This is a genomic window from Pedobacter superstes (assembly GCF_037622515.1).
Taxonomy (GTDB): domain Bacteria; phylum Bacteroidota; class Bacteroidia; order Sphingobacteriales; family Sphingobacteriaceae; genus Paradesertivirga; species Paradesertivirga superstes.
Map to the genome: position 1 here is coordinate 60,203 of NZ_JBBJCN010000001.1, position 12,963 is coordinate 73,165.

17 protein-coding genes and 1 tRNA gene are annotated in these 12,963 nt (G+C 36.7%); 9 read left to right on the plus strand and 9 right to left on the minus strand.

Translation table 11 applies throughout. The annotated features are described in order from the left end of the window. Positions 1–3 precede the first annotated feature (3 nt). From mltG to WG906_RS00325, 4 genes are all read left to right on the plus strand, one after another. The gene (gene mltG / locus WG906_RS00310; protein ID WP_339990515.1) at positions 4–1,059 is read left to right on the plus strand and encodes an endolytic transglycosylase MltG; all 1,056 of its coding nucleotides are present in this window, start codon (positions 4–6) and stop codon (positions 1,057–1,059) included. Continuing rightward, a complete protein-coding gene (locus WG906_RS00315; protein ID WP_339990516.1) occupies positions 1,060–1,476 on the plus strand; it encodes an acyl-CoA thioesterase in 417 nt (138 codons plus the stop codon). It abuts the gene before it with no gap. After that, on the plus strand, positions 1,473–2,459 hold the full coding sequence (locus WG906_RS00320) for a YihY/virulence factor BrkB family protein (protein ID WP_339990517.1): 987 nt from the start codon (positions 1,473–1,475) through the stop codon (positions 2,457–2,459). Before WG906_RS00315 ends, WG906_RS00320 begins: the two co-directional genes overlap by 4 nt. Positions 2,460–2,565: 106 nt before the next feature. Beyond that, positions 2,566–2,655: transfer RNA gene (locus WG906_RS00325), tRNA-Ser, on the plus strand. A gap of 136 nt (positions 2,656–2,791) precedes the next feature. Here WG906_RS00325 and WG906_RS00330 read toward each other — a convergent pair. Continuing rightward, the gene (locus tag WG906_RS00330; protein WP_339990518.1) at positions 2,792–3,625 is read right to left on the minus strand and encodes a ThuA domain-containing protein; all 834 of its coding nucleotides are present in this window, start codon (positions 3,623–3,625) and stop codon (positions 2,792–2,794) included. A 497-nt stretch (positions 3,626–4,122) separates the two neighbouring features. On the opposite strand from WG906_RS00330, the gene WG906_RS00335 reads away from it, so the two are divergent. Next, positions 4,123–4,872, plus strand: a complete 750-nt coding sequence (locus tag WG906_RS00335) for a PRC-barrel domain-containing protein (protein ID WP_339990519.1) — start codon at positions 4,123–4,125, stop codon at positions 4,870–4,872. 115 nt (positions 4,873–4,987) lie between these two features. Here WG906_RS00335 and WG906_RS00340 read toward each other — a convergent pair whose 3' ends face one another. Together WG906_RS00340 and WG906_RS00345 are read right to left on the minus strand one after the other, a co-directional pair. Further along, positions 4,988–6,271 (minus strand): YaiO family outer membrane beta-barrel protein, encoded by a 1,284-nt coding sequence (locus WG906_RS00340; RefSeq protein WP_339990520.1) that lies wholly within the window; start codon positions 6,269–6,271, stop codon positions 4,988–4,990. Positions 6,272–6,416: 145 nt separating this feature from the next. Further along, on the minus strand, positions 6,417–6,689 hold the full coding sequence (locus WG906_RS00345; protein WP_339990521.1) for a hypothetical protein: 273 nt from the start codon (positions 6,687–6,689) through the stop codon (positions 6,417–6,419). Between the two features lie 273 nt (positions 6,690–6,962). Here WG906_RS00345 and WG906_RS00350 point away from each other — a divergent pair, with 273 nt between their 5' ends. Then, on the plus strand, positions 6,963–7,427 hold the full coding sequence (locus tag WG906_RS00350) for an NUDIX hydrolase (RefSeq protein ID WP_339990522.1): 465 nt from the start codon (positions 6,963–6,965) through the stop codon (positions 7,425–7,427). On the opposite strand, the gene WG906_RS00355 is transcribed toward WG906_RS00350, so the two are convergent. Then, positions 7,405–7,932, minus strand: a complete 528-nt coding sequence (locus WG906_RS00355; RefSeq protein ID WP_339991506.1) for a DUF6250 domain-containing protein — start codon at positions 7,930–7,932, stop codon at positions 7,405–7,407. The two genes, WG906_RS00350 and WG906_RS00355, sit on opposite strands and share 23 nt — an antisense overlap. 369 nt (positions 7,933–8,301) lie before the next feature. Here WG906_RS00355 and WG906_RS00360 point away from each other — a divergent pair, with 369 nt between their 5' ends. Further along, positions 8,302–8,817 (plus strand): DUF2911 domain-containing protein, encoded by a 516-nt coding sequence (locus WG906_RS00360; protein WP_339990523.1) that lies wholly within the window; start codon positions 8,302–8,304, stop codon positions 8,815–8,817. A gap of 20 nt (positions 8,818–8,837) precedes the next feature. Here WG906_RS00360 and WG906_RS00365 read toward each other — a convergent pair whose 3' ends face one another. From WG906_RS00365 to WG906_RS00375, 3 genes are all read right to left on the minus strand, one after another. Beyond that, the gene (locus WG906_RS00365; protein WP_339990524.1) at positions 8,838–9,317 is read right to left on the minus strand and encodes a DUF2721 domain-containing protein; all 480 of its coding nucleotides are present in this window, start codon (positions 9,315–9,317) and stop codon (positions 8,838–8,840) included. Positions 9,318–9,355: 38 nt separating this feature from the next. Next, the gene (locus tag WG906_RS00370) at positions 9,356–9,532 is read right to left on the minus strand and encodes a hypothetical protein (protein WP_339990525.1); all 177 of its coding nucleotides are present in this window, start codon (positions 9,530–9,532) and stop codon (positions 9,356–9,358) included. A 61-nt stretch (positions 9,533–9,593) separates the two neighbouring features. Next, positions 9,594–9,806 carry a hypothetical protein gene (locus tag WG906_RS00375; RefSeq protein WP_339990526.1) on the minus strand — a complete coding sequence of 71 codons (213 nt, stop codon included), beginning with the start codon at positions 9,804–9,806 and terminating at the stop codon, positions 9,594–9,596. Positions 9,807–10,101: 295 nt separating this feature from the next. Between WG906_RS00375 and WG906_RS00380 the strand changes: the two genes are divergently transcribed. Both WG906_RS00380 and WG906_RS00385 read left to right on the plus strand, forming a co-directional pair. Continuing rightward, on the plus strand, positions 10,102–10,416 hold the full coding sequence (locus tag WG906_RS00380) for an HPF/RaiA family ribosome-associated protein (RefSeq protein WP_339990527.1): 315 nt from the start codon (positions 10,102–10,104) through the stop codon (positions 10,414–10,416). 279 nt (positions 10,417–10,695) lie between these two features. Continuing rightward, positions 10,696–11,043, plus strand: coding sequence for a response regulator (locus WG906_RS00385; protein ID WP_339990528.1), 348 nt, complete (start codon positions 10,696–10,698; stop codon positions 11,041–11,043). Between the two features lie 14 nt (positions 11,044–11,057). On the opposite strand, the gene WG906_RS00390 is transcribed toward WG906_RS00385, so the two are convergent. Both WG906_RS00390 and WG906_RS00395 read right to left on the minus strand, forming a co-directional pair. Further along, positions 11,058–12,197 carry a PQQ-dependent sugar dehydrogenase gene (locus WG906_RS00390; protein ID WP_339990529.1) on the minus strand — a complete coding sequence of 380 codons (1,140 nt, stop codon included), beginning with the start codon at positions 12,195–12,197 and terminating at the stop codon, positions 11,058–11,060. Between the two features lie 97 nt (positions 12,198–12,294). Beyond that, the gene (locus WG906_RS00395; RefSeq protein WP_339990530.1) at positions 12,295–12,954 is read right to left on the minus strand and encodes a 3-oxoacid CoA-transferase subunit B; all 660 of its coding nucleotides are present in this window, start codon (positions 12,952–12,954) and stop codon (positions 12,295–12,297) included. Positions 12,955–12,963: the final 9 nt, after the last annotated feature.

Consider the following 12,963-nt stretch of genomic DNA (forward strand, 5'->3'; position numbering starts at 1 on the left):
TTAATGACTACTAAAAAATCAGACAAATTAAGTTTGAAGGCAAAGACCATTATTGCACTGGTAATAATTATTGTTATTGCCCTTGGAGTGACTGCGTTTTCTTATTATCTGAAATATTTTGGACCAAATGTTTCAAACAAAGAAGAGTATTTATATATCAGAGCAGGATCGAACTTTAATGATGTATACAATACAATAAAAGATAAAGAAATTGTAAAGGATACCCTTTCCTTTTATGAAGCAGCATTGGGCATGGATTACCCTCAGGTAATTAAACCCGGAAAATACCGTCTTAAAGGCGGTATGAGTAACAGACGCCTGATTAATATGTTAAAATCGGGAAGCCAGGAAGCTGTTCAGTTAAAATTGAAAAACCATCGACTGAAGCAAAATATGGCGGGGTATATTTCAACTCAGATTGAAGCAGATTCTGCTGCGATTATGAATTTACTTGATTCTGCTGCTTTTGTAAGCAAGTATGGCTTTACTACCGAAAATGTATATTCTGCGTTTATTCCCAACTCTTACGAAATTTATTGGAACACTTCTGCTGAACAGTTTTTTGAGAGAATGTATAAGGAATATCAAAAATTCTGGACCACTGCACGTAAAGCAAAAGCCAAAGAAATAGGACTTTCAGAAACAGAAGTCAGTACTCTTGCTGCTATAGTTGATGCAGAAGCGCTTAATGACAGTGAAATGCCAACCATAGCCGGCTTATACATGAACAGGTATAAAAGTGGTATCAAATTACAAGCAGACCCCACTGTAATCTATGCAAATCAGGATTTTTCAATAAGGCGGGTTTTAAACCGTCATCTTGTAAAAGATTCCCCTTATAACACCTACGTATATACAGGATTGCCTCCAGGGCCAATCATGATGCCAAGCATTAAGGCTATTGATGCTGTATTAAATTATGAAAAACATAAGTTCATTTATATGTGTGCTAAAGAAGATTTTTCTGGTTACCATAATTTCGCTGTAACTCAGGCCGAGCATCAGGCCAACGCCAGAAGATTTCAAAAGGCGCTCAATGAACGAAATATTAAAAAATAGATGTATAGCCACCAAACTAAAATAAGGGTACGGTATGGTGAAACCGACCAGATGGGCTACATGTATTATGGCAATTATGCCGAACTGTATGAAGTGGGCCGTGTAGAGATGCTCAGAAGTCTGGGCATGACCTATAAATCAATGGAAGAGGAAGGTATAATGATGCCTGTACTGGAAATGAGGTGTAAATACCTTAAACCCGCGTTATACGATGAAGAGTTAACAGTCAAGGTAATTCTTGAACGAATGCCCGGTGTGAAAATTCATTTTAAATATGAGTTTTTTAACGAAGCGAATACTTTAATACATGAGGGCGAAACTACATTGGCATTTGTGGATATGAATAGGAACCGGCCCTGTGTACCTCCTGTCGAATTTCAAAACCGTTTAAAGGCTTTTTTCACTAGCGAAATATGATTTGGCTGCATAAATTACTTTTAAAAACACGTCCGTACTCTTTATTAATGGACTGGACAAAAGTAGTTATTGTGCCCGGCTTCAGTCCCTTGCCTCTTTATACCGTCGGTACTTTTTTCTTCCAGGAAATCGGCAAAGATTCCTTATTAAATAAGGCATCGTCGCTTGCCTATAACTTTATGCTGGCAATTTTCCCTGGCATAATATTCGTATTTACTCTTATCCCTTATATACCGATTAATGGCTTCCAGGACCAGCTAATAAGTCTTTTGGCTCTTGTCCTTCCGTCGGAGGCATATCTTGCTGTTAAAAGTACCCTGGAGGAGATCATTAAGCAACAGAATGGTGGTTTACTATCTTTCGGTTTTTTTGCTGCACTTTTCTTCGCAACCAATGGCGTTATAAATCTGATGCAGGCATTTAACAAGTCATCTTTAATATTGGAGACAAGAGGTTGGGTTAAACAAAGAGGAGTTGCCATTGTCCTGACCATTGTAATGTTCCTGGCATTAATAATCGGCTTAACAATAATAACTGTAGGAAACTTCGCGGTTCAGTTTGCCGAACAGCAACTGGAGTTCAGAGATTCTTTCTGGCTCTATATGGCAGACTTTTTAAGATGGGTGATTTTGATTTCGGTATACTTTATTACTATTTCCATTTTGTATCGTTACGGCCCTTCTCATAGTAAAAAGTGGAAACTTTTCAGTCCCGGATCCTGGCTAGCAACCGTACTGGCTATTTTAACCTTTTGGGGTTTTGGTTACTATATCAATAACTTCGGAAATTACAATAAACTTTATGGTTCTATCGGAACCTTAATTGTAATCATGATCTGGCTTTACCTAAACTCGCTAATTATTCTTATTGGATTTGAATTAAATGCAAGTATTGACCTTTCTAAACGAAGCATCAAGATTGTAAAACCAAAGTTCAACACCTTTAAGGACGAGCCTGTACTTGAAAAACTGCACAAAAAGTAAATAGAAATAAAATTTATTCTCCTGTAATTCAAAGGGCTATCACAAATAGTCAAAAAAAAGAACATTCATAGTTGCAAATTTAACCGGAGTTTGTACTTTTGCCCTCGGAGAGTTGGCAGAGTGGTCGATTGCGGCAGTCTTGAAAACTGTTGACCTGTTAAAGGGTCCGCGGGTTCGAATCCCCCACTCTCCGCCACGTTTTTAATAATTAAGCCTTCTACATAACGTAGAGGGCTTTTTTTATAAACTAAAATATGAAACTAAGGAAATGAACTAATCCTTTACTGCTCCTCTTTGCCCGATTTGAAAGTGTGAGTTTCTGAATTGTTCTGTTACTGCGTGTTGGGCACATTCATTTCGATTTTACCGGCCCATTTTTTCTGAACAGATTTATCTAAAGTCCAATGAACAGCGTTAATAACAAGCCTTTGAAATCCTTCCTCATTAAAATCTTTCGGATGACCAAGTGTAGTCATAAACGTCTTTCCACCAGCAGCTGTTTTCCATGTCCATGCAACAGGATTATCAATAGCGGCTTTATCAGGATTTACTGGTTTGCCCATTAGCAGCGATGTGGACCCTTTTGACGGGTATTCGGGCAACACACGGTACAACCATGAGTCAGCATGGAAATGATTAGGTACACCGGTTAAAATTGGGTGTTTTGCCTGATCTGGAATAACCGAAACATCGGTGGTAGATTTATGACCATAATGTGTGTGGCCGCCTTTTCCCCATCCCGGAGGCGCTCCCAACGCAAACTCTCCAAAAGCATTCCATTTTTCAAGAGAGTGTCCTGCCGGATATTTAAATGCATGTGTAGTTGTTCTGAAGCCCATTACCGGCTTACCAGACTTTAAATAATTATCAATGTATTTAATCTGATCTTCAGGTAAGCGCCTCCAGCGCAAATAGAATACAGCTAAATCAGCATCTTTTAAAGCTTCCAGTCCTGGGATATTCTCTTCAGATGTGTGATCAGGAGAGGATTTCAGAACGATAGTGCGCATTCCGTAATTTCGTTCTAATTCCGCAGCGATAAGCGGCATTGTAACTTCACTCCTGTATTCGTGATCACCCGTCACAAATACTACAAGTGGCTTTTTTGATTTCTGCTTTTTATTCTGCCCGAAGGAATAGTAAGAGTGGGATAGCAATATGCTCACTATACTTAAATATATAATGCACTTAAGGTTTTTCATTGTGTGTCTACGATATGTGAGTTTATAAAAAAAGCTCCGCTTTAATCCATTAAAGGAATTTCAATAACAGGAAGCACAATGTACCGTAAAACGCGTTTAGTGAAAATGCTGCTGGCTTAAAACGTATCAGGCAACCGTTCCCATTTATTGGGAACGGTTGCCTCTTTTTTCAGAAACAAATGATACATAACTAATTGCTGATAATACCTCTGTCGCGATGTAAATACTCTTTTTTAATGGCTCCCAACCTAACGTGTCTGATATTGAGCAATTGGATTTTACATAAATTCTAGTTCATTTCTTTTAATAAAATATGTTGATAATCAATAAATTATAGAGACTTTAGAAATATTTCTCATAAACCTATATACATCCATCATTAGAAAAACAAATTCGACCTATCTATTATTATACAATAGATAGGTCGAACAGATTTCAAAACCTTTAAAGAGGGAGGCATTATGCTACGCAGTATTAAAAGTTTGATTGGTTTTACCATGGGTGCTACTGATGGTGAAATTGGTAAAGTAAAAGATTTCTACTTTGATGATCAAACATGGAAAATCCGCTATTTGGTATTAGAAACCGGCAACTGGCTTTTTGGCCGTAAGGTGCTTCTTTCTCCTGTATCTTTACAAACTCCAAATTGGGACGCTAAAATCTTTCCTGTGAACCTCACAAAAGACCAGATAAAACATAGTCCGGATATTGACGCAGATCAACCCATTAGCAGGGAACAGGAGGATGAGTTACACAGTCATTATGCCTGGCCTTATTACGAAGGTGCCGGAGTGGGCTTCATGACGACCGGAATGATTGGTGGCGTAGTGGCCCCTGGAATTCCATTTGAAGAAAGAATATCCGATGAGGTTCATCATCATGAAGATGAAAAACATCCTGTAAGAGAAAGACACCTGAGAAATGTCAAAAGACTTTCTGGTTACGACATCCATGCGACTGATGCTGTTCTCGGGGTAGTTGAGGACCTTATAGTTGACGATGGCAATTGGACTCTTCCAGGACTTGTAATTGAAGCAGGTAATTGGTACTCTGGCAATAAGATTCTCATTTCTACTAAACACGTACAAAAAATTGAATGGGAAGTATCCGAGGTTTATGTCGATTTAACTTCAGATGATTTAAAACATAGCCCTGAGTTTACTTACGACAAACCCATAAATGAAGATTTTATCCGAAAAACAGGTATTTAATATTTAATTCGATTTTTACCAGGAAACGCCCTACAAAAAGGGCGTTTCTTTCGTTTAATCTACCCTCAACTTTGGACCAATGCTTTATAGTACTTCTCAAGAAAGTGATTGATAATTAAAATCTCCGCTGATAACCCACAGCCAGGCTGCTCTGATTTCCAAAAGTATCTTTCAGAAATTCCTGGTTTAACCATGAAAAGTTAATAGAAACCACGTTAAATGTACTAAAGCAATGCACCAATCCTAAACTAAGGTTATTTGATTTCAAATTAAACAAAGGAGCACTACCGATATTCTCTCCCTGCCCTATTAAAACACTATTGGATGACTCATCAGGAGACAGGCCTGTAGCTGCCCCAAACTTCAGGTAATCATCTGCTCCACCAAAGTAATATCGAATATTAAAGCTGTAAGATTGTGATAAAGAACTTGCGTGTGGGGTTAAGTATGTCCTCAAGTTCAACCAGTAGTTTTTATAGTATTTACCCAGGGATGCCGTATAAACCCAGGTATCATCGCTGAATCGTAAAAATCTAAATCCTGCTTCAGCTTCAAAAGATGCCGGTAAATTTGCAAATAACGAAAAACCTGCCCGGTAATTTGGAAATATTCCATCTGCAGAATATCCACCGCTAACATAAGTGTAGAGTGCGGGAGAAATCCTTGGATAAGCATCCACTTCAAATTGCAGTCCGTTTGATTTAAATCTGTTGGCATAATTTACTCTTGCCGTTACCGAACCAACAGGGGTCTGCAGCCCATAATCTATGCTTGTTAAATGCCATGGATCATTAAATTGCTTGTCAAAAGCAACAAATTCATAATTGATTCCAATTTTATTTTTTGAGCTGTTAGCTTTAATCCTTTCCGACATTGCCCGGACTTCAGTATTCTTTGGGTCTCTTTTTAAAATCATCGACACTATCTGATCTGCCTCTTGATATTTATTCAAGCTATTTAAAATTTTTACTTTTAAAAGAAGAAGGTCTTTAGAATCCGAATGATGAATCAGGCCTGCGTTAACTAGCTCTAAGGCGTTAGTATGTTCATCATTCCAGTATTCCAGGCTGGCATATGCAAAACTGGCATCTTCGTTACCAGTTTCCTTCCGCAATACAGTTTCAAATTCAATTCTCGCGCTATCAGGTTTCCCGGACCAGGTATATAGTCGCCCAAGAAAGATTCGAAGATCATTATAATCCGGGCTCTTGATTAGCCCTTCCTTTGAAAAACTAATGGCGAGCGTATAATTCTTCTTCTCAAAAGCAGAATTCCTTGCCCGACGAAAAAGCTCATCACTGTCCTGAGCTTTTAGTGATGATCCAAAAAACACAAGGAATATAATGGTTGAAAACAAATAAGTAAATAGCTTGGGATTATTTTTAAGGGGCGGGAACATTTATCTGGAGCTGAGTAATTTATTACAAAGCTTCTATTACGTTAAACACAGATAAAAGTTATTAAGATTTATGGTTAAGGTTTATCATACAAAAGGCTTGAAATATTGACATTTCAAGCCTTTTATAATAGAAGTATTTTAGTTGTTAAGCTACAACTTTCTTTTCAACAGAATCTAATTCAAAAACAGCCAGTTGGTTTAACAAATTGTAATGCAATGTACCGAACAAATTAACAATGCCCGAAGTATTTTTACCCTGGATTAAAATTCGTTCCTTTAATATTTCAATGTGACTTAAGTCTTTCCGGGATAAGATTAGCTCTTCATCCTGAATTTTGATTTCAGACTGGTCCATTGAAAATTGTTTTAACATTTCTTTAAAGCTAAATCCATTTAATAATAACTCTGTTAATTTCATAAAATACCTCCTAAAGTTAATAGTGTTTCAAACACACTAAGTGAACGACCTGCTGTCAATGATAATTTAACAAATATTAAGCCAAATGCAATCGACAAAAATAATATGATACTAATATATATATTTTTTTATGAAAATTAGATAAAAAAAAGAATTTCATTGATAAAATCATTTTAATTACAATAAGATTATTTCTACAGTATCTGAAAATTCGTACACTAAGCATCCAAACTTCAGGACACTGTATTTAACTTAGTACAAAGTCAATTGAAAATGAAAAAACAGAGCGCCGGAATTTTGGCATTTAGAATAAACAAGCAAGTGGAAATTCTGCTTGTACACCCCGGAGGACCATTTTATAGAACAAAAGACGAAGGTGTGTGGTCCATCCCCAAAGGCGAATACAACAATGAGGTACCTCTCGATGTAGCGAAAAGAGAGTTTACGGAAGAAACTGGGAATACCATTAAGGATGAGGAATTTATGGAGTTAGGAAACGCCCAATTAAAAAGCGGTAAAAAAATCCTGGCATGGGCGGTATGTATAGATTTCGATACAACCTTTATATCCTCAAACACGTTCGAAATTGAATGGCCACCACGGTCCGGAAAAATGGAATCTTTTCCCGAGGTTGATAAGGCAGAATGGTTTTCTATACCAGATGCCCGAAAAAAAATCCACCCTGGACAGCATGTTTTTCTAGACAGGCTGGAGATTATTTTAAAGAGTAAATCCTGAGATTTTTTATTTCCTGCCTTGACTCAGTGGTTCTGAAACCGAAATAGCCTTCCTTCAGAGGCTTATCATCTTTAAAACTAAAATATTTCTCGTCATCAACATAAAATTCGTTGAGGCCATCTTTAACAACCAGGGTTATAAGATATTCTCTGTTCGGCATTAAGAGATGTTCTTTATCCAAATATTCCTGTAGTAATGGCTTTCTCCCATCTCCGTAATATTTTCGAAATCTGCTGGTTTTATTAGTATTTCCTCCCATACCGATATAATACATGCTTAGAGAATCATACTCTTCGAAAACACCGCTTCGGGTAAAAATGCGTGGATTTTTAGGATCTGTCGCCATCCAGAATTGATTAAAATCTGAAAGCCTGTCATTAACCCCTGAATCTACTTTTACTATTCGATTATACTGAAGGAGGTAGTTCCCCTTTAGCTTTTTATTTAACCAAACTGTAGCGCCGGCTGCAACATCGATATGAAGTTTATCATCGGCCGCATAAATTTTTGAATTTTATTAACAGGGGTCTCTATGATCCAATCATCCGATAAATTGTCAAAATCATTCTTGTAAAGCAACTTTTCAGTCTGATATCCCTTAATATTTCCCATCTGTACAGAGCATCCAGATAAGCTGCATAATAAAAAGAAGCCCAACAGTAATTTCATATTCACACAGATCTTCATTTTAGCTATCAATTTACGAAAATCAGCATTTACAGGTAGAATTATGAATAAAGTTAACTGGCCATTATAAAGTTCTCGTTACATAATTACTTTTAACGGTAGAAACAAAACATTTAGCAACACGGTTACAATACTGACAATATATTTGCAGTTATATACTTTTATTAATAACCGTAAAAAAAAACACATGAAAAAACTATTCACTTTGATTCTATTTGCAGCCATATTAGCAGGCAATTCTGCATCAGCACAAGTAGACAAAAGTAAAAGACCAAGCCCTCCGGCTAAAGTAAGCGAAACATTGAGCAACGGGACTATTATAACGATTGACTATAGTCAACCCTCTTTAAAGAACAGGACTATAGGAAAAGATATTGCTCCGTTTGGAAAGGTTTGGAGAACAGGGGCAAATGAAGCTACTGTTTTTGAGGTTAATAAAGATGTAACAATAGAAGGAAAAACTTTACCTGCGGGAAAATACAGTCTGTATACTATTCCGGGAGAAAAAGAATGGACTATCATTTTCAATAAAACATGGAACCAATGGGGTACTGTATATAAAGAAGAACTTGATCAGTTACGCGTCACTGTTAAACCAGAATCTACGGAATCTTTAAAAGAACAATTAACCTTCCTGATTTCAAAAAATGGTGAGGTTTCTATAGAATGGGGTAAAACAGAAGTAGAATTTGAAGTCAAATAATTTTAGAGGGCTTGGTTATACTAACTGAGCCCATTATTTATTATTTGTGATTTTTCTGCCTCCTTGATGGATGTCTTACCAGATAAACTTCCTTTTTCATCCTGAAAAGTAGAACTTTCCAGCTCACTCAATTCAATTTTTAAAGCTTCTATAGATATCTGAATCTCTCTCAGGGACAAATAAAGAGATATCAACAACAAAATCAAGCTCATGCCAAAAACGTATTCAGCAATCAACTGATTATTGTTAAATAATAATAGCATACAAATAACACACAGTGAAAAGCTGGCAATTCCACATGCCTGCATGTTTCTAATAAGATAAATTCTCTTGCGAAGATTTGAGATTTGCCCGATTAAATTAGGATTATGATTTTGAAGGTATTGAGTCTTTAAATTTCGTATCAAACTTGCAAGAGACATAAACCTGTTAGTATATGCAAGGAGCAGCAATGATATCGCCGGAAAAAGTATTGCGGGGGTTGTTATAGATAATTCCAATTTTCTAATTTTTAATATTTTCTTGTAATAAACCAGTATTAGCCTTCTGCTTCATAAAACCATTCTTCGGCCTGCTGGATTGCCAGTGCTATGGCTTCCTGTTCACTATAGATATTACTACCCATTAGCGTATTAAGTAATTCAATTGCCTTATCCCGGGTTCTTGGATTTAAAATTTCCATTTCTTTCGGAAAGTTTTCAGCGTTCCATTTCATTATTTGTTTGTTTACACTTTTATTGGCCAGAGAGATTTTTCATACGTGATTCTAAAATTGCTTATTTCTTTTTAGCCGTCATTACGATTACAATCCCGCCAACAATTAAAATACCGCCGAAGAACGGAGGCCAGTTTACGTATCTCTTTTTATCAACAGAAACTTCCAGGGGACCCGCATCAATAACTTTTTCCTTTTTTGTATAGGAAAAACCGGTCCATATCAGCATAATTACTCCGATAATTATTAAACTATACCCGAAATATTTGTTCATAGAAATTATTTTTTGTTTCGAATGGCCCTTTCTAATAAACAATATATGAAATTCATTTATGTATACCTGTATCTTTTTTATAAGGCTTTAAGGTTTTTTTTACCCATATTACAGAAAGAATTCAGTAGGGAAGAAATCATCTAACAAAGTCATGTTTTTATTGATCGACATTTCCCTTCTATTATATTCATATACCACTATGGCATGCTTATTGAACAAACACACTTAATGAATCTATCGCTTATCTTCAGCGGCACAACCAAAAATCTTTTTAATTAATATTAAATATAACATAATGATAATTCAATTTAACACAGACAATAACATTGAGGGAAGCGAAAGGCTGAATGCGTATTTTACAACTACCTTATCCGAAGCGTTAAGCAGGTTTAATAATCAGATAACAAGATTAGAAGTTCATCTAACAGATGAAAACGGCCATAAAGATGGAAAAAATGACCAACGTTGTGTAATTGAAGCCCGATTGGAAGGCTTGCAACCCATCGCAGTATCAAACACTGCCGATAATATAGAACAGGCAGTAAAAGGCGCAACAGATAAGCTTAAATCCTCCCTGGACAGTATTATGGGACGCCTGAAAAACCATTAATACCGGATGGCTCTCAGCCTGAATTATTTTTGAAATTATTTAACAAGCAGAATATTTAGAGGTTCTGCTTGTTTAATGTCTTTACCAGATTAAATACCTCCCAACTACTTTTCTTTAAATTTGAATCAGTTTTTTAGACTTATTATTATAAATAATTCTAAATCTTCATGATGGCTTCATGTTGGTAAAATAGTTTTGATTCTAATGGTGCATATACCCTACGAGCGAAAAGGCGATTTATCACCCTATTAATATCAGCATTTTATGCAAGCGAAAATTTTGATCATTGAAAATGATCCCGAAATATTATCTATAATGACTCTCATTCTTGAGGATCTTAATTACAAAGTAATAGGGCGCCTGAAAACCGAGGATATTGTTTTAGACCTTGAAATAATTAAGCCTGATTTAGTAATGCTGGATAATTTGCCAGCCGGAAATTCAGGAAGTGAGATTTGCAGAAAAATCAAATCAGATAAAAGCACAAGGCATATACCAGTTTTCTTAATATCTGCAGTTTCAAAATTAGAGGCTATTGCTAGAGAATGCTTTGCTGATGGTTTTATTGAAAAACCTTTTGATCTCTCCTATTTCGAGAAAACTGTTATTTCAGCAGTCGGAACTTAAGTTTTTGAGCAAAATTAGTTTTCTGGCATGAGTTTCAATAATTTCCCTGGCGCTTCCGTAACCACATAGATATATCCGTCCGGGCTTTGAGCCACGTGCCTTATTCTGGCCACATTATTCAACAATTTTTCTTCACCGGCATACCTGGTTCCCTCAAGCTTTAACCGATTTAAAAATCTGAAGGCAAGATTTGCAATTAATAAATCACCTTTCCATCCAGGATATTTATCGCTGGTAACTAATGCCATTCCACAGGGAGCAGGAGAAGGAACCCAGTATTTAACAGGGTTCTGAACCCCTTCCATCTCTGTTTTATCAGAAATTTTAGATCCGTCATAACCTATTCCATAAGTAACTAAGGGCCAGCCGTAATTTTTACCCTTTTCAATTAAATTAAGTTCATCGCCTCCCCGAGGACCATGCTCTACAGCCCAGAGCCTGTTTTTCTCCTTATCGAAAACCAGTCCTTGCGGGTTCCTATGGCCATAAGACCATATAGATGGTTTTGCTCCTGCTTGTTTTACGAATGGATTATCCTGAGGAACTCTTCCGTCATCAAACAGGCGATGTATTTTCCCATGATCATTACTTAGATCCTGAACTTTTCTATTTGTTCCTCTTTCTCCGGCAACCAGGTATAAATAGCCATCATTATCAAATACTATCCTGCTTCCAAAATGAATTCCTGCAGAAAGAACAGGATCTGCAACAAATATATCCTGCTTTTCAACGAACTGATTTCCTTCAAGTTTAGCACGCATAATGGCGGTAGACGCTCCTCCGTTTAAAGGTTTGGAATAAGCCAGATATATCCATCCATTATCCTGATATTTTGGATGAAGCTGAATATCCATCAGCCCGCCCTGCCCACGGTTAAAAACCTCAGGAACACCTGAGATTTTTTGCCCTGTATAAACATCATCTTTGAACACCAGTATTTCACCTCTTCGCTCGGTTATTAATAAACGTCCGTCTGGTAACCATGTCATCCCCCATGGATTCGTAAGATTAGAATATAGTGTATTGACTTTTATTCGAAGGCTGTCAGCTTTTAGAGCCGTTTCATTTACAGAATTCTCACTAACAGTATTATTTACCGATTTCTGATTACAGGAAAATAAGGAAAGCAAAGAGATTAAAAGAATATAAGTCATAGCTGCAGTTTAAAGCTTAACATTTATTAATGAAAATTGCTTTAAAAATCGCTGGAGGTGTCAGACCTATAACTCTTATAATTAGTCATTTATGAGATTAATACAATTCCATCTCTGGAATATCGCCGTCTATAATCAATTTCCCGGCTGTAGCATTTTTGATTTCATCCACTGAAACGCCTGGCGCCCTTTCTATAAGCTTAAATCCTCCTTCGGGCAAAACGTCCAATACTGCCAATTCTGTAACAATTTTTTTAACACAATGCACTCCGGTTAACGGCAAACTGCAAACACGCAAGAGCTTGCTTTGACCAGCTTTATTTACATGCTGCATGGCGACAATTATATTTTTTGCCGAAGCAACTAAATCCATTGCCCCTCCCATACCTTTCACTAATTTTCCGGGAATTTTCCAGTTTGCTATATCACCATTTTCGGATACTTCCATAGCCCCTAAAATTGTGAGATCAATTTTTTGTGCTCTGATCATTCCAAAACTCATGGCAGAGTCGAAAAATGCAGACCCCTTTAATGTTGTAATCGTTTGTTTGCCCGCATTTATTAAATCAGCATCTTCTTCACCCTCATATGGAAATGGCCCCATGCCCAGGAGCCCGTTTTCGGATTGTAATACCACATTCAATTCTTCAGGAATATAGTTAGCAACCAAAGTAGGAATACCAATACCTAAATTAACGTAAAACCCATCTTTGATTTCTTTTGCTATACGTTTTGCGATACCCTCTTTGTCCAGCATTTTTTATAT

Bases quoted from the DNA above. Each gene is read 5' to 3' on its own strand.
- WG906_RS00345 (WP_339990521.1), bottom strand. From the start codon at position 6,689: ATGAAATTAACAGAGTTATTATTAAATGGATTTAGCTTTAAAGAAATG.
- mltG (WP_339990515.1), top strand. From the start codon at position 4: ATGACTACTAAAAAATCAGACAAATTAAGTTTGAAGGCAAAGACCATT.
- WG906_RS00360 (WP_339990523.1), top strand. From the start codon at position 8,302: ATGAAAAAACTATTCACTTTGATTCTATTTGCAGCCATATTAGCAGGC.
- WG906_RS00395 (WP_339990530.1), bottom strand. From the start codon at position 12,954: ATGCTGGACAAAGAGGGTATCGCAAAACGTATAGCAAAAGAAATCAAA.
- WG906_RS00375 (WP_339990526.1), bottom strand. From the start codon at position 9,806: ATGAACAAATATTTCGGGTATAGTTTAATAATTATCGGAGTAATTATG.
- WG906_RS00315 (WP_339990516.1), top strand. From the start codon at position 1,060: ATGTATAGCCACCAAACTAAAATAAGGGTACGGTATGGTGAAACCGAC.
- WG906_RS00390 (WP_339990529.1), bottom strand. From the start codon at position 12,197: ATGACTTATATTCTTTTAATCTCTTTGCTTTCCTTATTTTCCTGTAAT.
- WG906_RS00320 (WP_339990517.1), top strand. From the start codon at position 1,473: ATGATTTGGCTGCATAAATTACTTTTAAAAACACGTCCGTACTCTTTA.
- WG906_RS00335 (WP_339990519.1), top strand. From the start codon at position 4,123: ATGCTACGCAGTATTAAAAGTTTGATTGGTTTTACCATGGGTGCTACT.
- WG906_RS00340 (WP_339990520.1), bottom strand. From the start codon at position 6,271: ATGTTCCCGCCCCTTAAAAATAATCCCAAGCTATTTACTTATTTGTTT.
- WG906_RS00350 (WP_339990522.1), top strand. From the start codon at position 6,963: ATGAAAAAACAGAGCGCCGGAATTTTGGCATTTAGAATAAACAAGCAA.
- WG906_RS00380 (WP_339990527.1), top strand. From the start codon at position 10,102: ATGATAATTCAATTTAACACAGACAATAACATTGAGGGAAGCGAAAGG.
- WG906_RS00370 (WP_339990525.1), bottom strand. From the start codon at position 9,532: ATGAAATGGAACGCTGAAAACTTTCCGAAAGAAATGGAAATTTTAAAT.